The 21,236-nt window shown below is 63.0% G+C and carries 19 protein-coding genes; 14 read left to right on the top strand and 5 right to left on the bottom strand.

The features are described 5' to 3' along the window. Positions 1-83 precede the first annotated feature (83 nt). The 4 genes from HX873_RS28235 to HX873_RS28250 all read right to left on the bottom strand — a co-directional run bounded on the left by HX873_RS28235 (position 84) and on the right by HX873_RS28250 (position 5,909). On the bottom strand, positions 84-2,489 hold the full coding sequence (locus HX873_RS28235; RefSeq protein WP_177048446.1) for a TonB-dependent receptor: 2,406 nt from the start codon (positions 2,487-2,489) through the stop codon (positions 84-86). 96 nt (positions 2,490-2,585) lie between these two features. Continuing rightward, positions 2,586-3,560, bottom strand: a complete 975-nt coding sequence (locus HX873_RS28240; RefSeq protein WP_177123530.1) for a FecR family protein — start codon at positions 3,558-3,560, stop codon at positions 2,586-2,588. A 32-nt stretch (positions 3,561-3,592) separates the two neighbouring features. After that, the gene (locus HX873_RS28245; RefSeq protein ID WP_087693078.1) at positions 3,593-4,093 is read right to left on the bottom strand and encodes a sigma-70 family RNA polymerase sigma factor; all 501 of its coding nucleotides are present in this window, start codon (positions 4,091-4,093) and stop codon (positions 3,593-3,595) included. Between the two features lie 67 nt (positions 4,094-4,160). After that, positions 4,161-5,909 carry a helix-turn-helix domain-containing protein gene (locus tag HX873_RS28250; protein WP_003219488.1) on the bottom strand — a complete coding sequence of 583 codons (1,749 nt, stop codon included), beginning with the start codon at positions 5,907-5,909 and terminating at the stop codon, positions 4,161-4,163. A 189-nt stretch (positions 5,910-6,098) separates the two neighbouring features. Here HX873_RS28250 and HX873_RS28255 point away from each other — a divergent pair, with 189 nt between their 5' ends. From HX873_RS28255 to HX873_RS28315, 13 genes are all read left to right on the top strand, one after another. Further along, the gene (locus HX873_RS28255; protein ID WP_003219487.1) at positions 6,099-6,698 is read left to right on the top strand and encodes an amino acid synthesis family protein; all 600 of its coding nucleotides are present in this window, start codon (positions 6,099-6,101) and stop codon (positions 6,696-6,698) included. Positions 6,699-6,996: 298 nt separating this feature from the next. Then, the gene (locus HX873_RS28260) at positions 6,997-7,944 is read left to right on the top strand and encodes a flavin reductase family protein (protein WP_003219486.1); all 948 of its coding nucleotides are present in this window, start codon (positions 6,997-6,999) and stop codon (positions 7,942-7,944) included. Positions 7,945-7,966: 22 nt separating this feature from the next. Continuing rightward, positions 7,967-9,478, top strand: coding sequence for an aldehyde dehydrogenase (locus tag HX873_RS28265; RefSeq protein ID WP_177123526.1), 1,512 nt, complete (start codon positions 7,967-7,969; stop codon positions 9,476-9,478). A gap of 18 nt (positions 9,479-9,496) precedes the next feature. Next, the gene (locus tag HX873_RS28270; RefSeq protein ID WP_177123527.1) at positions 9,497-10,573 is read left to right on the top strand and encodes an LLM class flavin-dependent oxidoreductase; all 1,077 of its coding nucleotides are present in this window, start codon (positions 9,497-9,499) and stop codon (positions 10,571-10,573) included. After that, positions 10,573-11,385, top strand: coding sequence for an alpha/beta fold hydrolase (locus HX873_RS28275; protein ID WP_087693081.1), 813 nt, complete (start codon positions 10,573-10,575; stop codon positions 11,383-11,385). The genes HX873_RS28270 and HX873_RS28275 overlap by 1 nt, the downstream gene beginning before the upstream one ends. Beyond that, the gene (locus HX873_RS28280) at positions 11,378-11,773 is read left to right on the top strand and encodes a carboxymuconolactone decarboxylase family protein (RefSeq protein ID WP_177068408.1); all 396 of its coding nucleotides are present in this window, start codon (positions 11,378-11,380) and stop codon (positions 11,771-11,773) included. Before HX873_RS28275 ends, HX873_RS28280 begins: the two co-directional genes overlap by 8 nt. 242 nt (positions 11,774-12,015) lie before the next feature. Further along, the gene (locus HX873_RS28285; RefSeq protein ID WP_003219477.1) at positions 12,016-13,149 is read left to right on the top strand and encodes a glycine betaine/L-proline ABC transporter ATP-binding protein; all 1,134 of its coding nucleotides are present in this window, start codon (positions 12,016-12,018) and stop codon (positions 13,147-13,149) included. Continuing rightward, complete coding sequence (locus HX873_RS28290) at positions 13,142-14,038, top strand: proline/glycine betaine ABC transporter permease (protein WP_023658964.1); 897 nt, start codon at positions 13,142-13,144, stop codon at positions 14,036-14,038. The genes HX873_RS28285 and HX873_RS28290 overlap by 8 nt, the downstream gene beginning before the upstream one ends. A 71-nt stretch (positions 14,039-14,109) precedes the next feature. Then, positions 14,110-15,135 (top strand): glycine betaine/L-proline ABC transporter substrate-binding protein ProX, encoded by a 1,026-nt coding sequence (gene proX, locus HX873_RS28295; protein ID WP_023842851.1) that lies wholly within the window; start codon positions 14,110-14,112, stop codon positions 15,133-15,135. A gap of 226 nt (positions 15,136-15,361) precedes the next feature. After that, complete coding sequence (locus tag HX873_RS28300) at positions 15,362-16,849, top strand: NAD-dependent succinate-semialdehyde dehydrogenase (protein WP_003219471.1); 1,488 nt, start codon at positions 15,362-15,364, stop codon at positions 16,847-16,849. Then, positions 16,846-18,231, top strand: a complete 1,386-nt coding sequence (locus tag HX873_RS28305; protein WP_177123528.1) for an aspartate aminotransferase family protein — start codon at positions 16,846-16,848, stop codon at positions 18,229-18,231. Before HX873_RS28300 ends, HX873_RS28305 begins: the two co-directional genes overlap by 4 nt. 139 nt (positions 18,232-18,370) lie before the next feature. Continuing rightward, positions 18,371-18,859, top strand: coding sequence for an Lrp/AsnC family transcriptional regulator (locus tag HX873_RS28310; protein WP_003219468.1), 489 nt, complete (start codon positions 18,371-18,373; stop codon positions 18,857-18,859). Between the two features lie 39 nt (positions 18,860-18,898). Further along, entirely contained in the window at positions 18,899-19,480 is a 582-nt protein-coding gene (locus HX873_RS28315; RefSeq protein WP_256580017.1) for a GNAT family N-acetyltransferase, read from the top strand. Here the strand turns inward: HX873_RS28315 and HX873_RS28320 are convergent. Beyond that, positions 19,458-20,342: an EamA family transporter gene (locus tag HX873_RS28320; RefSeq protein WP_177009183.1), complete on the bottom strand. Its 885-nt coding sequence runs from the start codon at positions 20,340-20,342 to the stop codon at positions 19,458-19,460. The genes HX873_RS28315 and HX873_RS28320 overlap by 23 nt on opposite strands. Before the next feature lie 115 nt (positions 20,343-20,457). Here HX873_RS28320 and HX873_RS28325 point away from each other — a divergent pair. Then, on the top strand, positions 20,458-21,236 hold a 779-nt coding region (locus HX873_RS28325), incomplete at its 3' end, for a helix-turn-helix transcriptional regulator (RefSeq protein WP_177123529.1).

Genomic DNA, 21,236 nt, shown 5'->3' on the forward strand with positions numbered 1-21,236 from the left:
GTTAGAAAAAGAGTAGGAAGAAGGGCTATGGCGAGGGGGCTTGCGCCCCCTCGTCACTGTCGATACCTGGGATCAGGCACGCATCAGAAGCCGACGCTGGCCTGCACGAAGAACGTGCGCGGTTCACCCAGGTAGATCCCGGAGTTGTTGTCGCTGGAGCGGGTGTAGTGTTCCTGGTTGAACACGTTTTTTACCCCGACGCCCAGCTTCAGGTTCGACAGTTGCGCACCGAAGTCATAACCGCTGCGCACGTTGACCGAGACGTAGCCGGGAATATCCCCGTACTGGCCATCAGCAGTCGGCTGGGTGATGTAGGTGGTACCGGTGCCCGGCGCACGCTGGCCGGACTGGGCATAGACGTCCAGGTTGTGGGTCCAGTGGTTGATGTCGTAACGCAGCCCCAGGGTGGCCACTTCACGGGAGTACAGCGGCAAGTCGCGGCCCTTGAAGGCAACGTCGCCTTCGGAGGTGGCCCTGGTGTAGGTGAAGCCGGCGTTGGCGGTCAGGCCGTCCAGGCGCGGGTCGAGGTTCGACAGGTCGTAATGGGCCGACGCTTCGATGCCCTCGTGCTTGGTAGCGCCGAGGTTGGTCCAGCCCACATCGTTGCTGACGTATTGCAACTCGTCCGAGAAGTCGATGTAGAACAACGTCACTTCGCCGCCCCAGACGTTGTCGTTGTAGCGGGTACCGATTTCGTAGGTCTTGGCTTTTTCCGGGTTCAGGCCGTTCGCGGTCTGGTCGCCGTTACCGCCCTGGCCCAGCTGGAAGTATTGCAGGCTGCCGAAGGAGGTTTCGTAGTTGGCAAACAGCTTCCAGGCATCGGAGACGTGGTACATCACGCTCAGGGCCGGCAGCGGTTCGTTGTTGTGGATCTCGCGGCGCTTCTCCTGAACCGTGGCGCCATTGAGGCCTACCACCGGACGGTCGTGCCATTCGGTGCGAATCTGCTCAAAGCGAATGCCCGGGGTGACGGTCCATTTGCCGATATCAATCTTGTTGTCGATATAGAACGAGTTGGCCTCGGTGCCACCGGTACGGTCCTGGTACACGTGGCCGTCACTCTGGCCCACGGGCGTCGGCACGTTGTTGACCAGCGCCAGGCTGGTGGCCTGCTCGTGCATGCCTTCCTTGAGGTAGCGATAACCGACGCTGACTTCCTGGGTGCTCGGCCCCAGGTCAAATACATGGGACACACGCGGCTCGATGCCGAAGGTGTAGTAGGTGCGCGGGTAGGAACCCAGGGTCTTCAGGTCGCGGTTGGCGATGTTGCTGCCGCGGAAACTGTCGGAGTAGTAGGTCAGCACTTCAGCCTGGGTGCGGTCGTCGATCTGCCGGATGTACTTGAAGGACATATCCTTGCGCCGGCCATTGAAGTTGTCCCAGTCACGTACCGATTGATACGGGTTGGCGTCGTACTGCTTCTGGGTCAGGCCGCCGGGCATGTCGGCGCTGGCGTCGTAGTAGTGGAAATTCAGCGAGAAATCGTCTTGATCGGTCGGCGCCCAGTGGGTCTTGAAGATCACGTCGTCGATGTCGTTGGAGTTGTTGCGGTCGCGGTAACCATCGCCCTTGGTCCCGGAATACAGCAACGCAGCACCGATACCGTTGTCGGCGGTGCCGCCGATGAAGGCGTTTTCAATGTGTTTCCAGCCGCCGTGGGCCGCGGTTTCCAGGGTGGTGCCGACTTCGCCGGAGAATTTTTCCGGGATGGCCCGGGTGACGAAGTTGATCACGCCGCCGACGTTCTGTGGTCCATAACGTACGGAGCCTGCGCCACGCACCACGTCGATGCTGTCGAGGTTGCCGGAGGAAATCGGCGCCATCGACAACTGCGGCTGGCCGTAGGGTGCAAACGCTGCCGGTACGCCGTCGATCAATACCGTGGAGCGTGGCGACAGACGCGAGGTCAGGCCGCGTACCCCGACGTTGAGGGAAATATCACTGCCACCGGTGCCGTTGGCCTCCTGTACCTGCACCCCGGGAATGCGCCGCAGCACGTCACCGACGTTCATCGCGCCCTGCTCCACCATGGCTTCACGGCGCACCACGGTGCGCGCGCCCGGGTGGTTCTGCACCACTTCGGCATTCGCGTCGCCGAGCCAGTCGCCAACCACCTTGATGTCGGTGGCACCCAACTCCAGCGGCGAACCGGCTTCGCCGGTGCCCTTGCCCAGCGGGCGCAGGGTCACGGAGCCCGCATCGATCTGGTAATCCAGGCCGCTGCCCTGCAGCAACTGGCGCAGCGCTTGTTCGGGCGACAGGTTGCCGTCGACGGCCGGGGCTTGTTTGCCGGCCACCATGTCGGGGCTGAAGAACACTTGCAGCGACGTCTGCTGACCCAATTGGCTCAAGGCCGAACCCAGGGACTGGGCCTGGATATGAATGCCATCGTCAGCATAGGCCGCCGGCAGTGCGGCGCTGACGGCCAGCGCCAGGGCGAGGGGTGCCCAGCGCGATGATTTATTGTTTTTCATGGCGAGTTTTTTCACGTCGAACGTAGTCCTGTGATCGCAAGAGAGTGCGGCTGTTAATGCAAACCAGTTGCAGTTGCACAAGAAGACGAAGAACTCGAAAAAAACCTGAATCTATCGCGAAATTATTTCCTGGCTACCGTCCGGCAAGGTGCGCAAGGCCACCGGAAGAATGTGCGGCAAGGCCTTGAGCAAGGCGTCGGTGTCGGTGGATTTGAACACGCTGGTCAAGCGCAGGTTGCTCACCGCGGGCGCGCTGACCCGCAAAGGTTGCTCGCGGTAACGTGAGACCTCCCGAGCCACTTCGCCGAGAGTGGCGTTGTTGAACACCAGTTTGCCGGTGCGCCAGGCCGTGAGCTCTTCAGGGTTGACGGCGTAGGCAGCCGCCACCTGGCCCCGGGTATCCACATGGGTGCCCCGACCGGCCGTGAGCATCACGATGTCATCGGATGAGCGCCCTTGCACTTTGACCGTACCGGCCTCGACCACCACGCGGGTCTGGTCGTCATCGCGGCGCACGTCGAAACGCGTACCGGTAACCGTCACCTGCCCTGCCCCGGCGTCCACCACGAAGGGCCGGCTGGTGTCGTGCTCGACGCTGAACATGGCCTCGCCCTGCTTGAGCTCGATGCCGCGCTGGCCTTTTACATAGTGCACGGCCACCACGCTGCGGCTGTTCAAGTCCATCAGCGAGCCGTCGGGCAACGCCACCTGCCGGTGCTCCCCCAATTCAGTGCGGAACTCGGCGTTATACGTCGCCGGATGATCCAGGCCACTGAACAACCCCAGGCCCAGGGCCACCGCCAGCACACTTGCAGCCACTGTATAACGCAGCACGGGCCGGCGCTTCGCACGCGGCTGCGGGGCATCGCACAACGCCTGCAAGCGCGCCTTGGGCACCAGGTCGGTGGCACTCCACAAACCTTGCAGCACATCAAATTCGTACTGGTGCTCGGCATGCTCTGCACGCCAGGCATCAAAACGCTCGCGTTCTTCTGCGCTCAATGGGCTGTCCTGCACACGCACAAACCATTGCGCCGCCTCGTCGCGGGCCGTCGCACTGCCGCAGGCACACTCACGGGTATCCATCATGGAAGATCCTGTTTCAAAGCGGGCATTGGTCATGGTGCCATCGCATCCAGGCGGTCACGTAGATGCCGCAGGGTGCGGATCATATACTTTTCCACCATGTTTTTAGACAGGCCCAGGCGTTCGGCGATTTCCTGCTGGGTCAGGCCCTCGATTTTCTGCCAGATGAAAATCTTGCGGCAATTGAGCGGCAGCTCGGCCAGGGCTCGCTCGATGGAATCCGCCAGCTGGATCGCGTGCATGAAATGCTCCGGGTCGCCACTGTGGGGCGAACTCTGATCAAAGGCTTCCAGGGCCATCGCCTCCCGCCGGTCCTCGCGGCGATAGGCGTCAACGGCGATATTGCGCGCCGTTTGATGCAGATAGGCGCGAGGTTGCTCAACCTTGGTGGCGTTGGACTCAAGCACCCGCACAAAAGTGTCGTGGGCCAGGTCTTCGGCCTGCTGACGGTTTCTCAGGCGGCGCGTCCAGGTCCCGATCAACTCTTCGTAGTGCTCGAAAAAGCCTGTTCTGCGGGGCGGCTGAGGAGTCATCAAGGAAGCACTGGGGAGGCGGGGTGTGAATAGTAATGCTTCCTATTAAGTGGAGCAATGCTACCCGTCAGCTATCAATCACCCGCTGCAAATGAATCGCCAATTCCGTGGCAAACCGCCGTTCCGGCGTTTCCACATCAATCCCGAACAACTCCTGGATCCGCGCCAGCCGGTAGCGCAGCGTCGTCACATGCACTCCCATCGCGTCCGCGCATGCCTGGCTGCGGCAGCTCTCCCGCAGATACGCCGTCAGGGTTTCCAGGTACGGCGTCTGGTGCTTGCGGTCATGGGCGAGCATGGCGCCAACGCTGTCGTTGACGAAGGTGCGGATGTCTTCTCCGCCCACGGCCGCGACGAAGATCGGGATCGGCCCGAAATCCTGATCGGAGATCGGCCCGCTGCGGCCGAACGAGCGGGCAATCTCGATCAGCCGCCGGCAGCGCTCCCACGCGGCAGGATAATCCGCCAGCGCCCGGCACACCCCGCTGGCCAGCAGGATCGGCTCGGCACCCAGGTAGTGCGCCAGGTCATCGGTAATCTGCCGTTTGATTTTGCTCAAGCGCTCGCCTTCCGCCGGCACCAGGCACACCAAACCGTTGTCGACAATGATCACCGTGGCCTGCATCCCTGCACGCTGCAGGATGCGCGCGACGTTGTGGTGCAGGTTCTTCGCCTCCCGGGCCTTGGCGCCGTAGTCGACGATGATCATCTGCTGCGCGGTGCTGAAGCTGATGCCCAGCCGCTGGGCGCGCTGCTGGATGTCATCGGCATCGCGCCAGCGGCCCTCGAGCACTTCGAGCAGCAGCTCGGTCTGGGTCCGGGTTTCAAAACGAAAGCGGATAAAACTGCGCATCATCTGCACGCTCAAGGCGAACTTGGCGCTTTCCAGCATCAGCAGGTCCAGCTCGTTGACCGGCGCCGCCACCGGGAACAGCACCAGCGCGCCCACCAGTTCGTGGTCGACCATCAACGGTTCGATCTGCGCCCGCAGGGTGAACTGGCGCTGGCCATCGTCGAGGAACAGGTTGACCGTACTGCGCAGGGCGCTGCGCAAACTTTCCTGGGCGGCCTTGGTGATCTGCACGCTGAGCACCCCGGCGACTGCGGCCTGCCAGGCATTGTCGTCAAACAATGCGGGATCCGGGGAACGCCCCGCCACCACTTGGTTGGCGGTGAAGTCCACGGCGATCACCGGGTTGGGCAACTGGTCGCCGACCATCAGCGACAACGATGTCACCGAACCGCCGCCCAATACGTGTTCAAGCATCGTGGTATGCACATGCAACGCCTGCTGCAGGCGCTCGGCGGCGCGGCGTTCGGCTTCCAGCTGGCGCTGGCGCTCCACGGCAATGGCGCCCAGGTGGATGATCATGCCGAGGAACACCCGGTCTTCTTCCGAAACGTCCATCAGCGTGCGGGAAATCACACTGAGCACCATGGGCCGGCCGTCGAAGTCGGTGCAGTTCATCGGCATCACCATCACCGTGCGGTAATCGCGCTCCAGGGATTCGCGGCGGTAGCCGGGGTACTCGCATTCGCGCACGTCGCGGATGAACACCGCCTCGTTGCGTTGCAGGGCGGTCATCACCGGGCTGGAAGACAGCTCCCAGCAATCCACCAGCGGGCGCTGCACCAGGGTCGGGTCATGGCGGGCGATCACGTGGCCGAAGCCGGCGTCCATGTCGATGGCCATGATCGAACTCATGGTCCAGTGGGTGTGGCGGCAACTGGCGTACACCAACTGGTGCAGCATCGACTGCAGGTCACCGCCGGAGTTGATCTGACTGGCCACATCGCGCAACGACAGTATCTGCATTTCTCGATTCAAGGCGCTCACCCGAACATGGAGGTCACGGCAGCCACGTTGCCTGCCAGGCCCGCCTGATACTTGCTCCGGTTCAGAGCAATGTCCAGTGGATTTGCACTGCGTAACCACGGAAGACGCTGCTGCCCAACGCTCCTAGCCTAAGGCCACAACCAACAGCCAAAAGGGCGACGAGTGATCATGAATCTGGAAAATCTGGGCGTCAGGAAGTACTGCACCTTTATCGAAGAAACCTTTATCGAAGGCGGCAAGGACGCCGGCAAACCGATCACCCTGATCGTGGTGGCAGCCGTGTTGAAAAACCCTTGGGCCGGCCAGGGCTTCGTCGAAAACCTGCGTCCGGAAATCCTGCGCCTGGCCCCCGGCCTGGGCCATGAGATGACCCGTCGCCTGATCGCCCTGATGCCCGGGGGCAAGGTCGAAGCCTTCGGCAAGGCGGCGGCTGTCGGGGTCAACGGCGAAATCGAACACGCCTCGGGCCTGATCCACACCCTGCGCTTCGGCAACCTGTTCCGCGAAGCCGTGGAAGGCACCGCCTACTTGAGCTTCACCAACACCCGCAATGCACCGGGCGCCCTGCTTTCGCTGCCGATGGTGCACAAAAGCGAAACCGGCAAGCGCTCGCACTTTCTCACCGCCAACTTCCAGGTCGCCGATGCCCCGGGCCCCGACGAAGTGCTGATCGCCATCGGCGCCAGCGACGGCTCCCGTGCCCACCCACGGATTGCCGACCGCTACCAGGACATGGCCGAGATGGAAGCGGAACAACCCAAGGACTGACGTCTGGCTGAAGAACGACGCTCAATTGTGGCGAGTCAGCTTGCTCCCGCTGGGTCGCGGAGCGGCCCCATGAGCCCCGCCATGGTCCGCCTGAAAGCACCCGGTTGCCGTTGTGGGGCTGCTTCGCAGCCCTGCGGGAGCAAGCTCCCTCGCCACAGGGTTGATGTTTGCCACAGAAATGCCGGAGCACTGCGAAACGAAGCAAAACTTTCGTCTTCGCTACCATTTTTCGACGCAAGCCCACGGTTTCCCTTGCTCGTAGGCTTGCTTCACACCACAAGAACAAAGGAGTACCCCGATGCCGAGCACCGCGATCAGCGCCAACGTTGCAGCCGTCGATCCGGGCGCCTTGCGCCAGGCCTTCGGCACCTTCGTCACCGGCGTCACCGTCATCACCACCCATGACACCGATGGCAACCCGCGCGGCATGACCGCCAATTCGTTTACCTCGGTGTCCCTCGACCCGCCGCTGCTGCTGGTGTGCGTGGGCAAGTCGGCCGCCAGCTACACCGCGTTTGCCAGCACCGAACAGTTTGCCGTGAACCTGTTGCACGAAGGCCAGGTGGACGTCTCCGGGACCTTCGCCTCCAAGTCGCCAGACAAATTCCACACCGTCAACCACGACACCGTGCACACCGGCGCACCGATCCTCACCGACAGCCTGACCTGGTTCGACTGCAGCGTGCACCAGCGCATCGAAGCCGGCGACCACCTGGTGCTGATCGGCCAGGTCCGCGCCTTCGGCACCAGCCCCAAGCTGCCGCTGTGCTTCTGCCGGGGCCGCTACGCGAACATCCAGGACCCGCTGCCGGCCAGTTGGCTGGACTCCCACAAGATGATCATCGGCTACCTGATCGAAGCCGGCGACGCGATCCTGTTTCGCGCCGATGGCCAGGGCGGCTGGACGCTGCCGGTGGCCGGCAAGCGCAAGGGTTTTATCGACGCCGGCGACAGCTCGCTGCCGGTGGAACTGGAATCGACCTTCCTGTACTCGGCGTTCGATGTCGACGACACCGACCCCGGCTACCTGATCTACCGCGCCCAGCTCGGCCCGTTCGACGCCGAGCTGCCCGACACCCTGCGCTTCTTCCCGCTGGACGCGTTGCCCATCGAGCAGATGCCGGTCAACGAACTGCGCTCGGTGGTGCGCCGCTATGCCCGCGAGCGCCAGAACCAGCAGTTCGGCATCTACACCGGCTCTGCCGCCAGCGGCCGCATCGCGATGCTCGAAAACGCGCCCCTTTGACACGCACCTACAGGACTCTTGCATGAAAACCACGGTCAGCGCCCTTGAGGGCAACCGCCTCAACCTGTTTATCGACGGTCGCTTTGTCGCTCCCGACAGCGGCAGCTATGTCGACAGTTTCGACCCCACCACCGGCCAGTCCTGGTACCAGTTCGCCCAGGCCGATGCCGGCGACGTGGCCCGCGCCGTCGCTTCCGCCCACAAGACCTTCAACGACCGGCAGTGGCGCAACATGACGCCCACCGCACGCGGCAAATTGTTGTATCGCCTGGCCCAGCTGGTGGCCGAGCACGCCGAAGAACTGGCGCTGCTGGAAACCCGCGACAACGGCAAGCTGCTGCGGGAAATGCGCGCGCAAATGAGCGCCCTGCCCGATGCCTACGTCTACTTCGCCGGCATGGCCGACAAGCTGCAAGGCGAGGTGATCCCGGTCAACAAGCTCAACCAGCTCAACTACAGCAGCCGCGAGCCGTTGGGCGTGGTCGGCATGATCACCCCGTGGAACTCGCCGCTGATGCTGCTCACCGGCACCCTCGCACCGTGCCTGGCCATCGGCAACACGGTGGTGATCAAGCCCTCGGAACACGCCAGCGCCTCCACACTGGCGCTGGCCGAACTGATCATCGAAGCCGGCTTCCCGGCGGGTGTGGTCAACGTAGTCACCGGCAACGGCGCCGTCACCGGCGAGGCCCTGACCCGCCATCCCGACATCGCCAAATACGTGTTCACCGGCAGCACCGAAACCGGTCGGCGTATCGCTGGCAACGCCGCCAATAACCTGGTGCCGTGCCAGATGGAACTGGGCGGCAAATCGCCCCACGTGGTGTTTGCCGATGTGGATATCGAGAAGGCCGTGAACGGCGTGGTCTCCGGGATCTTCGCCGCCGCCGGGCAAAGTTGCGTGGCCGGTTCGCGCTGCTTTGTCGAAGCGCCGATCTACGACAAGTTCGTCGAGGCCCTGGTGGCCCGCACCCAACAGATCAGCGTCGGCCACCCGATGGAAGAACACACCGACATCGGCCCGCTGGCTCTGCAAGCCCAACTGCAAAAGCTCGAAGGCTACATCGCCAGCGGCGCCCAACAAGGCGCGCAGATCGCCGTCGGCGGCAAACGCCCCAGCGCCGCGCACCTGTCCGAAGGCTGGTACTTCGAGCCCACGGTGATGGCCAACGCCACCAACGACATGCCGTTCATGCGCGACGAATTGTTCGGCCCGGTAGTGGGTGTGATGCCCTTCACCACCGAAGAGCAAATGCTCAGCCTGGCCAACGACACCCACTACGGCCTGGCGTCCGGAATCTGGACCCAGAACATCGACCGCGCGATGCGCTTTGCCAACCGCATCGACGCCGGCACGGTGTGGATCAACACCTACCGCAGCTCGGCCTACATGTCCGCCAACGGCGGGTTCAAGCACAGCGGATATGGCCGTCGCGGCGGCTTTGACGTGATGCGCGAGTTTTCCCGGGCCAAGAACGTGGTCATCGATTACTCCGGCGAAATGCAGGACCCCTTCGTCATTCGCCTGCGCTGATTATTCAAGGAGCATCTTATGAAATTCGCCGTATCCCTGAGCATGGAACGCTTCTCGCCAGACGTGCCGATGCAGACCGTCATGGCCAACCTGCTGGAGCTGGCAAAGATCGCCGATGCCGGCGGCTTTGAAACCCTGTGGACCTCCGAACACCACACCCTGGAATGCACCATCGCGCCCAACCCGTTCCAGACCCTGACCTGGCTCGGCCAGCACACCGAGCGTATCCGCCTGGGCACCGCAACCCTCGCTGCCGCCTATTGGCATCCGATCCGCCTTGCCGGTGAAGCCGCGCTGTGTGATCACCTGACCCACGGCCGCCTGGAATTCGGCATCGCCCGCGGTTCCTACCAGTACGAGTTCGACCGCATGACCCCCGGCCTGCAACAGCAGGAAGGTGTGGGCTACATGAAGGAACTGGTGCCGGCGGTGCAAAAGCTCTGGACCGGCGACTACGCCCACGACGGCCACTACTGGAAATTCCCGCAGACCGCCGCCGTACCGAAGCCGCTGCAAAAAGGCCACCCGCCGATCTGGGTCGCCGCACGGGACCCGGGCACCTTCGACTGGGCAGTGAGCATTGGCGCCAACATCCTGTCCACCCCGCTCTCGCTGCCAGCGGCCGAAATCGCGGTGCTCGGCGAAAAATTCAACAAGGCCGTGGCCGACAACCCCCACGTGCCGCGCCCGCGCTTCATGATGCAGCGCCGCACCTGCGTGTACGCCAACCCCAACGACTGGGAACTGCCGGTCAAGCACAGCATGGATTTTGGCCGCGCCTTCGAGAACCTGATGCAGAACATCGGCACCGTGCACAACGGCTTCCCCGAGCCGGTGCCGTTTGAAAGCGTGCGCGGCAAAGACAACTACAACCCGGAAAACCTGCGGCGCAACTTGATGTTCGGCACCCCGGAAGAAATCATCGAAAAGCTGCTCGACTACGAAGCCGCCGGTGTCGACCAGTATTGCCTGGGCCTGACCTTCAACTTGCCGTTCGAACTGCAGAAGCAGACCCTGCGCCTGTTCATCGATGAAGTGATGCCATTCTTCGCCGAGCGCGAACGCGCCAGACAACGCAACCAGGTCAGCGCGTGATGGGCCAGGCACAACGTTTCAGCGTGGCCAACGTCACGCTCAATTATCGCCTGGACGGGCATGGACCGCGCCCGCTGGTGTGCATCCATGGCGTGGGTTCCAGCCTTGAGGCGTGGGCTGAAACGGTGGCGGGTCTGCAGGAGCAATTCACTGTGCTGACCTTCGACCTGCGCGGCCACGGCCAGTCGTCCCGCACGCCCGGTCGTTATGAGATTGATCATTTGGTGGGTGAGGCGTTGGCCCTGGCGGATCACGTAGGTTTCAAGCAGTTCGACCTGGCCGGGTTCTCGTTGGGCGGGCTGATCGCCCAGCGCATGGCCCTGACTCATCCGTCGCGGGTTCACCGGTTGGTGCTGCTGTCGACCGTCGCCGGGCGGAACGCCGAGGAGCGCGAGCGGGTACACGCGCGCCTCGCCGCCTTGCAGGCCGGGGAGCCGGAGGCTCACTACGAGGCATCGCTGTCGCGTTGGCTGACCGAGGATTTTCAGGCGCGCAATCCCGAGGCCGTTACCCGTCTGCGCCAACTGAATGCCGACAACGACCCGGGCTGTTATGCCGCGGCGTATCGCATCCTGGCCGAGTCGGATTTCGGCGAACAGCTGTCACGGATCCGCTGCCCCACGCTGATTGCCACCGGTGCCGAAGACGCCGGCTCCAACCCACGGATGGCGACGTTCATGCACGATCGCATCGAGGGTTCGCAACTGCGGATTCTGCCTGGGCTGCGCCATTGCATCCTGATCGAGGCGCCGCAACAGGTGGCCGCCCTGATACGCGATTTTCTAACCCCTTCGGAGACTCACCATGGATAAATCATTGCAGGCCCAAGGCGAAAGCGTTCGCCGCCAAGTCCTCGGGGATAGCTACGTCGACCAGGCCCTGGGCCGCGCCGACGACTTTTCCCGGCCCTTCCAGGAGGTGCTCAACGAGTACTGCTGGGGCATGGTCTGGACCGACGACAGCCTGGACCTCAAGCAACGCAGTCTGCTCAACCTGGGAATGCTCGCGGCGCTGGGGCGCATGGACGAATTCGGTACGCATTTCTGCGGCGCCCTGCGCAACGGACTGAGCGACGACGAACTGCGCGCCGCCCTCGTGCAGATCGCGGTGTACTGCGGCGTGCCGGCGGGTGTCGAGGCGTTTCGCGTGGCCCGCAAAGCCCGGGAAAGCATGGCTCCATCGGATTCAACGACCGGTTGACGCCCAACCCTTGCACTCGCCACACCGCTCATGCTGTAAGTGCCTTGGCACCACAACAAGAAATTTTTGCGCCTGCGCCTTGCGTCGCCTTAGCTCGAAGATTTTTAACTGCCAGTAGCCCAAAAATTTCTATTGATGAAGTTTTCCGCAGATTGCAAAACAACAATTGGAGGCAATTGGTGAGCGAACGACTAAAGATTGAGAACCTCTACAAGGTCTTTTCCTCAACCCCGGACAGGGCCATGCAGCTCTTGACCGCCGGGGCCAGCAAAGACCGGATCCTGGCCGAGACCGCCACCGTGGTCGGCCTCAACAACGTATCGCTGTCGATCCCCAGCGGGGCGATCTACATGATCATGGGCCTCTCGGGCTCGGGCAAATCCACCCTGGCGCGCTGTATCAACCGCCTGAATGAACCGACCGCGGGCAAGATCCTGCTGGACGGCGAAGACCTGGTGAGCCTCGACGAAAACCAACTGCGGGAAGTGCGCCGCACGCGTATCTCCATGGTGTTCCAGCACTTCGCGCTGCTGCCGAATAAAACCGTGATCGAGAACACCGAGTTCGGCCTCAAGCTGCGCGGTGTCTCGGCGGCCGAGCGGCGCAAGCGGGCCCTGGAAGTACTGGCGATTGTCGGCCTGGCCAAGTGGGCCGACCACCATCCCCACGAGCTGTCCGGCGGCATGCGCCAGCGCGTCGGCCTGGCCCGCGCACTGGCCACCGACGCCGACGTGCTGATCATGGACGAGGCCTTCAGTGCCCTCGACCCATTGATCCGCACCGAGATGCAGGACGAGTTGCTGCGCCTGCAACGCACCCTGAAAAAAACCATCCTGTTCATCACCCACGACTTCCAGGAAGCCCTGAAGCTGGGCACACGCATCGCGATCATGGCCGACGGCCAAGTGGTGCGCGAGGGCACGCCCCAGGAAATCGTGATGGACCCGGGCAGCGATTACGTCGCGGCGTTCACCCGGGAGGTGGACCGTTCGCGGCTGTTCGATGCGCGCTCGATCATGGAAAAAGCCCACACGCTGCTGGTGCAGGGTGACACCCGGGTGGTGGGCAATGACGGCACGGCTGCATTCGTACTGAACACCAGCGGCAAGGCGGTCGGCGTGCTGGACTCGGCAGCGCTGCTGGCCGTGGGCGGCGGCGCCGACGCACTGCAACGGCTGTCGAGCCAGTTCGTTTGCGTGCCGGCCAGCGCCAAGCTGGTGGAAGCCGCGCGCCTGCTCAAACCGGGTTTGCCGGTGGCGGTGGTGGATGGCGACGGGCAGTTCGTCGGCACCCTCAACAGCGCGCACATTCTTGATTGCATAGCCAGCGTCCCGGCCCCGCGCCCTGCCGCTGCGGAGGTTGCACAGCATGCTTAGTTCAGAAGACCTCGCGGTTTTACCCGTAGACCAGTGGATCAGCCAGGGTGTGGAGTGGCTGGGGATTCACCTGCGGCCAATGTTCCAGGCGATTCGCTGGCCGGTGGAGCATTTGCTGGGGCTGAGTGACACGGTGATCCACGCGATCCCGTTCCCGGTCATGGTGTTGCTGATGTTCCTGATCGCCTACCGTGCGGCGAGCCTGGGGGTGGCGGTGTTCAGCGCCGTGGCCCTGGTGGTGATCGCCGCGTTGGGGGTGTGGGACGAGGCCATGACCACCTTGTCTCTGATCACCACGGCGATTGTGATCTGCATGGTAGTGGGCATTCCGGTGGGCATCTGGTGCGCCCGCAGCGAGCGGGTGTGGGGCGTGATGCGGCCGATCCTCGACATCATGCAAACCACCCCGACCTTCGTGTACCTGGTGCCGGTGGTGATGCTGTTTGGCGTCGGCACGGTGTCGGGTGAAGTGGCGGTGGTGATCTCCGCCTGCCCGCCGCTGATTCGCTTTACCTACCTGGGCATCCGCATGGTCGACACCGAACTGGTGGAAGCCGGCCACGCCTTTGGTGCGGACAAGCGCCAATTGCTCTGGGAAATCCAGCTGCCCCTGGCGATCCCGACGATCCTCGGCGGCCTCAACCAGACCGTGCTCACGGCCATGGTGATGTCGGTGGTGGTGGCGATGATCGGCGCCGAAGGCCTCGGCCTGGTGGTGCTGCAAGGCCTGGGCCGGATGGACGTGGGCCGCGCGGCGGTGGGCGGGATTGCCATTGTGCTGCTGGCGATGATGCTCGACCGGATCACCCAGAACCTGGCGCAACCGACCATGCGCAAGCGCAAGTCGCTGTTCAAGCGACTGCTCAATCCGAACCCGGTAAACGCATAACAAAAAGAACCTCATGAATGCCCGTTGTTGACTGCCAACCCTAACCATAACGAGAAAAAAAAGAGGAAATCATGATGCATCCATTCAAAGCCTTGCTTGGATTTGCAGCAGTGTTGTACCTGGCAAGTACGCAGGTGTGGGCCGAGGATTTGCCGGGCACCGGCAAGACCATCCGCTTCGTGCAATCGGAAAGCACCGGCGGCAACTACGTACTGACCAAAATCGCGATCGAGGCCACCAAGCGCCTGGGCTACGCGAGCAAGTTGAGCACCGTCAACACCACCCTGTTCTTCCCCGCCGCGGCCCAGGGCGACCTGGACCTGTCGATGGACGTGACCTTGCCGATGCTGCAACCGAGCTTTGACAAGGTGAAGGACCGTACCGAAGTGGTGGGCTCGGGCTTCATTACGGGCGCGGGCTATAACGGCTACATGATCGACAAGAAAACCGCCGACGCGTACGGCATCACCAGCCTGGAACAAATGAAGGACCCGAAAATCGCCGGGCTGTTCGGCAAGGACGGCAAGGCCAACCTGATCAGTTGTGATCCGGGCTGGGGCTGTGGCGATGTGGTGGATTACCAGCTCGACAAGTTCGGTCTCAAGGACACGGTTAACCCGGTACGCGGCAAATACGAAGCACTGATGTTCGAAAACGTCGCCCGGCTGAAACGTGGCGAGCCGGTGTTTTTCTATGCGTGGGCACCGTCGTGGATGACCAACACCATGGTGCCGGGCAAGGACGTGGTGTGGCTGCCGACGCCGTTTGATGCGTTGCCGGGCAATGTGCCGAGCACCACTTCGGCACTGACGCCCGGGGTTGCCGGGTGCGCCGGCGGGGCTGATCCATGCCGCATGGCGATGGCGGCGTGGAACTGGTATGCGATTGGCAACAAGCAATTCATCGCGGCGAATCCGGCGATCAAGAAGTTGGTGGAGCAGATGACGTTTTCCCAGGCAACCTGGAGTTATTGGGAAAAAACCATCAGCGCCGACGGCTCCAGCGAACGCAACATTCGCAAGCTGGCGGAGGACTGGATGAAGGAAAACAAAGCGACGTTTGACGGCTGGGTGGCCACCGCAAAAACCGCCAAGTAGCACCGATTCAATGTGGGAGCTGGCTTGCCTGCGATAGCGATGTTGAATTCACCGTCGCCATCGCAGGCAAGCCAGCTCCCACAGTCGATTTTCACCCGCCGCAAAAATAACTATTTTGGCGGGCGCAATCAGAAAAAACCCACTGCCCCACCCCCACCAAACCACCAATCCCGCGCCTGCCCCTGCCCTAGCATTGCACCCACTCAGCCCATCCGGAGTGACCCCGATGACCTACAAACACCCGCTGCTGTTCAAAGCCCTGTGCTACGTCGACGGCCATTGGGTCCACAGCGCCAGTGCCAGCACCATCGCCGTACATGACCCGGCGAACCAACAGTTGATCGGCCACGTGCCGATGCTGGAAAAACCGCAAATTGTCGCCGCAATCGACGCCGCCCACCGCGCGTTTTCCGCCTGGCGTGAACAGAACCTCGATGCCCGCGCCACGATCCTGCGGCGCTGGGCGGCACTGATCCTCGAACACCAGGAGGACCTCGCCCGCATCCTCAGCCAGGAACAAGGCAAACCGCTGGCCGAAGCCCGCGGCGAAATCGCCTATGCCGCAAGCTTCATCCCGTGGTTCGCCGAAGAAGCCCGCCGCCTGTACGGCCAGAATATCCCCAGCCATATCCCCGGTGCGCACCTGGGCACAGTCAAGGAACCCGTAGGCGTCTGCGCCCTGCTGACCCCATGGAACTTCCCCTCGGCCATGATCACCCGCAAGGCCGCCGCCGCCCTCGCCGCCGGTTGCACGGTGGTGGTCAAGCCGGCCCATGAAACGCCCTACTCGGCGTTGGCCCTCGCGCAACTGGCCGAAGAAGCCGGCTTCCCGCCGGGCGTGTTCAACGTGGTGCTGGGCGAGCCACAGATGGCCATGCAAACCCTGGTGCAGGACACCCGCGTGCGCTCGGTAAGCTTCACCGGCTCGACCCGGGTCGGCAAGCTGGTACTGCAGGCGGCGGCCCAGGACGTGAAGAAGGTCTCGCTGGAACTGGGCGGCAATGCGCCATTTATTGTCTGCGCCGACGCCAACCTTGAGCTGGCAGTGAGAGTCGCGGTCGAGGCCAAGTTCCAGACCTCCGGCCAGGACTGCTGCGCGGCCAACCGGATCATGGTCGACCGTTCGATCTACGCCGAATTCCTCAGCCGCTTCGCTGCCGCCGTGCGTGAGTTGCGGGTCGGCCCGGCATTGGTCGACGGGCAAGAGCAAAGCGTCGACATCGGCCCGTTGATGCACCAGGCCGCCTTCGACGTCACCGCCGAACGCGTGGCCGACGCCCTGGAGCTGGGCGCGCAACGCCTGGTGGGCTGCGAAGGCCACGCCCTGGGCGGGCTGTTTTACCAGCCAACGGTACTCGCCGACGTGACCCCACAAATGCGCATCTACCGCGAAGAAAACTTCGCGCCGATTGCCGGGGTGCTGCCGTTCGACTCGATTGACCAGGCCATCGAAATGGCTAACGACACCGAGTACGGCCTGGCCGCCTACATTTGTTCCAACCGCCTGGACCTGATCTACCCGCTGATCCGCCGCCTCGACCACGCCATGATCGCGGTCAACGGGGTGAAATTCACCGGTCACCCGATTCCCTTCGGCGGCATGAAAGCCTCGGGCCTGGGCCGTGAAGGCGCCGCCGAGGGCTTCGAAGCCTTTGTCGAAACCAAATACTTTTGCCTGCATCACCAAGGCCAATTCCAAGGAGAGCAACCATGAGCCAAGCATTCAACAGCCTGTTCGAACAAGACCGCGCGCACTTCATGCACCCGTCCACCCACGCCCATGATCACGCCAGCGGCGCACTCAAGGGCCGCATCATCAAGAGCGCCTCGGGCATCCGCATTCGCGACCACGAAGGCCGCGAATTCATCGATGCGTTTGCCGGCCTGTACTGTGTGAACATCGGCTATGGCCGCACCGAAGTTGCCGACGCCATCTACAAGCAAGCCAAGGAGCTGGCCTACTACCACACCTATGTCGGTCACTCGACCGAGGCAATCATCGAGCTGTCGAGCCGCATCATGGACTGGGCGCCCGAAGGCATGAAAAAGGTCTACTACGGCCTGTCCGGCTCAGACGCCAACGAAACCCAGATCAAGCTGGTGCGTTACTACAACAACGTACTGGGCCGTCCGCAGAAGAAGAAAATCATCTCCCGCGATCGCGGCTATCACGGCTCAGGCATCATGACCGGCAGCCTCACGGGCCTCGCCGCCTTCCATCAGCATTTCGACCTGCCGGAAAAAGGCATCCAGCACACCATTTGCCCGCACTGGTACCGCAAGGCACCGGCGGGCATGGACGAGGCTGCGTTCGTGCGTTACTGCGCCGATGAGCTGGAAAAAATGATCCTCGCCGAAGGCCCGGACACGGTCGCGGCGTTCATTGGCGAACCGGTGATGGGCACCGGTGGCATCGTGGTGCCCCCGGCCGGTTACTGGGCGGCGATCCAGGCGGTACTGAACAAGTACGATGTGTTGTTGATCGCTGACGAAGTGGTCTGCGCGTTCGGCCGGCTGGGCTCGAAAATGGGCAGCCAGCGCTACGGCATGCGCCCGGACCTGATCACCACGGCCAAGGGGCTGACCAGCGCCTATGCCCCGCTGTCAGCGGTGATCATCGGTGAGAAGGTGTGGGACGTGATTGAAAAGGCCTCGACCCACGAAGGCGCCATGGGCCACGGCTGGACCTACTCCGGGCACCCGATCTGCGCCGCGGCGGCGCTGGCAAACCTGGATATCCTGGAACGGGAGAACCTCACGGCGAACGCCGACGAAGTCGGTGGGTACCTGAACCGTCGCCTGCGGGAAACCCTCGAAGGTCACCCGCTGGTGGGCGAAGTACGCGGCGACGGCCTGCTCGCCGCCGTGGAATTCATGGCCGACCGTGAGCAACGCACGCCGTTTGATCCTGCGCTCAAGGTCGGCCCCAAAGTCTCGGCGGCCTGCCTGGAACGCGGGATGATCGCCCGGGCCATGCCACACGGCGACATCCTCGGCTTTGCGCCGCCGCTGATTTTGACCAGGGCGGAGGCAGACCTGATCGTCGACATCACCAAAGGCGCGATCGACCAGGTGGCCGGGGAAGTGTTGGGCTGATGAGTTTCCCTTAGGAGCAAGCTTGCTCGCGATGGTCGTGAACGATAACGTGCTAATCCTGAATTAACGCGTCGTCCTCAGGCTCATCGCGAGCAAGCTCGCTCCTACAGGGTCCGTGCGCCTTTGGAGTTCGTTGCCGATGCACAAGCTTGACCGCTACGACCTGAAAATCCTGCGTATCCTCTCCGAGGACGGGCGCATCACCAAATCGAGCCTGGCCGAGGCCATCAACCTTTCGGTAACGCCCGCCTGGGAGCGCGTGCGCAAGCTGGAAAGTGCCGGCCTGGTCAAGGGCTACCGCGCGGTGATCGACTGGAATCAGGTGTTCAAGAGTCAGCAACTGCTGGTGGAAATCACCCTCGCCCGGCACACCGCCCAGGACATGCGCCGCTTCGAACAACGCATGAGCGACGCCCCCGACGTGGAGTTCTGCTACGCCACCGGCGGCGGCGTGGACTACATCGCAATGATCCGCGCAGCCGACATCGACCAGTACCAGCGTTTCATCGATCAACTGCTGATGGAAGACCTGGCCATCGAGCGCTACTTCACCTATATCGTCACCAAAACCATCAAGACCACCGGCGCGCTGCCGGCCCAGGCGCTGGACGATACGGCCTGTTCCTGATGCTTGTATAACGCCCGTAATCCCGGCAGGATTGCGCCCGTGATCTTCACGGACGAGCACATGATGACCCTGCCCTTTTTCGCCCCCGTACTTCTCACCACCGAACGCCTGGGCCTGCGCCCTCCCCATCAGGATGACTGGCGCGCGCTGTTTGCCATTTGGTCCGACCCCGAGGCCATGCGCTACTTTTCCTTTCCCACCATGACCCGCGCCGAGCAAGCCGTTGAACGCTTCGGCCAATTGATGGAGGCATCGATTGCCGGTGAAGACCTGGTGTGCATGGTGGAGTTGCTGGCCACCGGCGAGGTGATCGGCAGTTGCGACCTGTTCAATGTCGACGAGCAATGCCGCCGCGCTGAAATCGGCTTTACCCTGGGCCGCCAGTATTGGGGCAAGGGCTACATGAGCGAAGCCGCCCGCGCCGTGATCGACCATGGGTTCAACACCGCCGGGCTGCGCCGCCTTGAAGCCGACATTGACCCACGCAACCTGGGCTCCGCGAAGCTGCTTGAGCGCCTGGGTTTCGTCCGCGAAGGCTTGCTGCGCGAGCGCTGGGTGGTCGGCGACGAGATCTCGGACAGCGCGCTGTATGGCCTGCTCAAGCGTGACCGTCCTGCCTGACCCACAACGGGCGCCCCTTCTTCAGGCCGACGATCAGGGCCAAGAGGATCAAGCCCATGGCCTGCCACTGCGAAACCCCGGGGCGCTCACCCAGGATCAGCATTGAGCTGACGATGCCGAACACCGGGATCAGCAGTGACAGGGGCGCCACCCGGGAAACCGGGTACTCGCGCAACAGCAGGTTCCAGCCCCAGTAACAGAAGTGCGTCGCGCCATACACCTGGAACGCCAGCGAGAACAACGCCACGCCGTTCAGTTGAGCAGGCAAAGCGATAAAGGCTTGCGAGCCATCCAGCAGCCACGTCAACAGCACCAGCGGCAACGGCGCAAACAGGCTGGCCCAGACTACGAAGGCAAAGATCTCCCGCACCCCGGAGACCTTGATGATGATATTGCCGATGCTCCAGGCCAACGCGCTGAACAGCACCAAGGCAAACCCCAGCATCGTGGCCGCGCCCTGCACACTCAACAGCATGCCCACCAGGCCCATGGCCGCCAGCGCCACGCTGATCAATTGCGGCACGGACAGGCTTTCACGAAACAGCAGCACGCCCCAGCCCATGGTGAAAAATGCGCTGAACTGGATCAGCAACGACGCGCTGCCGGGCGGCACGCCCATGGCGATCCCGAGGTTGATCAAGGCCCACATCGCCACCCCGAATATCAAGCCATAGGCCGCCAGCCACTTCACCGCGACCTGGGGCCGGCGCACCAGAAACACCCAGGGCAACGCCGCCAGGGTGAACCGCAGGGCCGTCAGCAACAGCGGGTTGATCTCGGCCAGGCCGAGTTTGGTAATGGGGAAATTGAGTCCCCACACAGCCGTCACCAGGACGGCCAGTAACAGGTGTTTTTGCTTCATCGTGACGGGTCCATTGACTCGGTGGCACGACAGGAGGCCGTGCATCCGATAGATTTTTTCGTAAACCGCGATGGCCCGCCTGCGATTGTGGGTCAATAAAGGCTAGAATCAGGCCATGCCCGATATTCATCCCTACGAAAACACCCCGCGCGACGTGGTCGTGACCGCCATCGACTATGCCGACGGCGAGCTGTTCCCCGCCCACGCGCACCCGCGAGGCCAGTTGGCCTATACCAGCCAGGGTGTCATTACCGTCTACAGCGCCACCGGTAACTGGGTGGTGCCGCCTCGCCGCGCGATCTGGGTGCCGCCGCATGTGTCCCACGCCATGCTGATGCGCGGGCCGGTGACGATGCTCAACACCTACATTCGCCCGCAGGCGGCGCGGCGGCTGGAGTTGCCGCAACAGTGCCAGGTGCTGGATGTGTCGCCGCTGCTTGGGCAGTTGCTGGAGAAGGCCGTCGAGGTACCTGCGCGTTACGCGATGGGTGGCCGCGACAGCTATTTGATGGGCTTGCTGCTGCACGAGATCGCCCGGATGCCGGTGCTGCCGCTGTGTGCGCCGTTGCCGGCCGAGCCTCGATTGGCGAAGGCCTGCGAAGAGTTCCTGGCCGGGCCTTCGTTGGAAATCGGCATTGATGCCATGGCCCTCGGCGCGGGTATGAGCCGCCGGACTTTTACCCGCCAGTTCCGCCAGGCCACGGGGATCAGTTACCTGCAATGGCGCCAGCAAGCCTGTTTGCTGGCGGCGATTGTGCGGCTGGGCAATGGGGAACCGGTGACCAGGGTGGCGCTGGATCTGGGGTATAGCAGCCCGAGTGCGTTTGCCACGGTGTTCAAGCGTGTGTTGGGTGAGGTACCGAGCCGTTATTTCACCAGGGAGTTGCGGGGGGG

Source organism: Pseudomonas sp. P7758, assembly GCF_013386485.1.
In the GTDB taxonomy this organism is placed as follows: Bacteria; Pseudomonadota; Gammaproteobacteria; order Pseudomonadales; family Pseudomonadaceae; genus Aquipseudomonas.

Excerpts from the sequence above, each read along its gene's own strand:
- HX873_RS28240 (WP_177123530.1), bottom strand. The coding sequence starts at position 3,560 with ATGGATACCCGTGAGTGTGCCTGCGGCAGTGCGACGGCCCGCGACGAG.
- HX873_RS28245 (WP_087693078.1), bottom strand. The coding sequence starts at position 4,093 with ATGACTCCTCAGCCGCCCCGCAGAACAGGCTTTTTCGAGCACTACGAA.
- HX873_RS28250 (WP_003219488.1), bottom strand. The coding sequence starts at position 5,909 with ATGCAGATACTGTCGTTGCGCGATGTGGCCAGTCAGATCAACTCCGGC.
- HX873_RS28255 (WP_003219487.1), top strand. The coding sequence starts at position 6,099 with ATGAATCTGGAAAATCTGGGCGTCAGGAAGTACTGCACCTTTATCGAA.
- HX873_RS28260 (WP_003219486.1), top strand. The coding sequence starts at position 6,997 with ATGCCGAGCACCGCGATCAGCGCCAACGTTGCAGCCGTCGATCCGGGC.
- HX873_RS28265 (WP_177123526.1), top strand. The coding sequence starts at position 7,967 with ATGAAAACCACGGTCAGCGCCCTTGAGGGCAACCGCCTCAACCTGTTT.
- HX873_RS28270 (WP_177123527.1), top strand. The coding sequence starts at position 9,497 with ATGAAATTCGCCGTATCCCTGAGCATGGAACGCTTCTCGCCAGACGTG.
- HX873_RS28275 (WP_087693081.1), top strand. The coding sequence starts at position 10,573 with ATGGGCCAGGCACAACGTTTCAGCGTGGCCAACGTCACGCTCAATTAT.
- HX873_RS28280 (WP_177068408.1), top strand. The coding sequence starts at position 11,378 with ATGGATAAATCATTGCAGGCCCAAGGCGAAAGCGTTCGCCGCCAAGTC.
- HX873_RS28285 (WP_003219477.1), top strand. The coding sequence starts at position 12,016 with ATGCAGCTCTTGACCGCCGGGGCCAGCAAAGACCGGATCCTGGCCGAG.
- HX873_RS28290 (WP_023658964.1), top strand. The coding sequence starts at position 13,142 with ATGCTTAGTTCAGAAGACCTCGCGGTTTTACCCGTAGACCAGTGGATC.
- proX (WP_023842851.1), top strand. The coding sequence starts at position 14,110 with ATGATGCATCCATTCAAAGCCTTGCTTGGATTTGCAGCAGTGTTGTAC.
- HX873_RS28300 (WP_003219471.1), top strand. The coding sequence starts at position 15,362 with ATGACCTACAAACACCCGCTGCTGTTCAAAGCCCTGTGCTACGTCGAC.
- HX873_RS28305 (WP_177123528.1), top strand. The coding sequence starts at position 16,846 with ATGAGCCAAGCATTCAACAGCCTGTTCGAACAAGACCGCGCGCACTTC.
- HX873_RS28310 (WP_003219468.1), top strand. The coding sequence starts at position 18,371 with ATGCACAAGCTTGACCGCTACGACCTGAAAATCCTGCGTATCCTCTCC.
- HX873_RS28320 (WP_177009183.1), bottom strand. The coding sequence starts at position 20,342 with ATGAAGCAAAAACACCTGTTACTGGCCGTCCTGGTGACGGCTGTGTGG.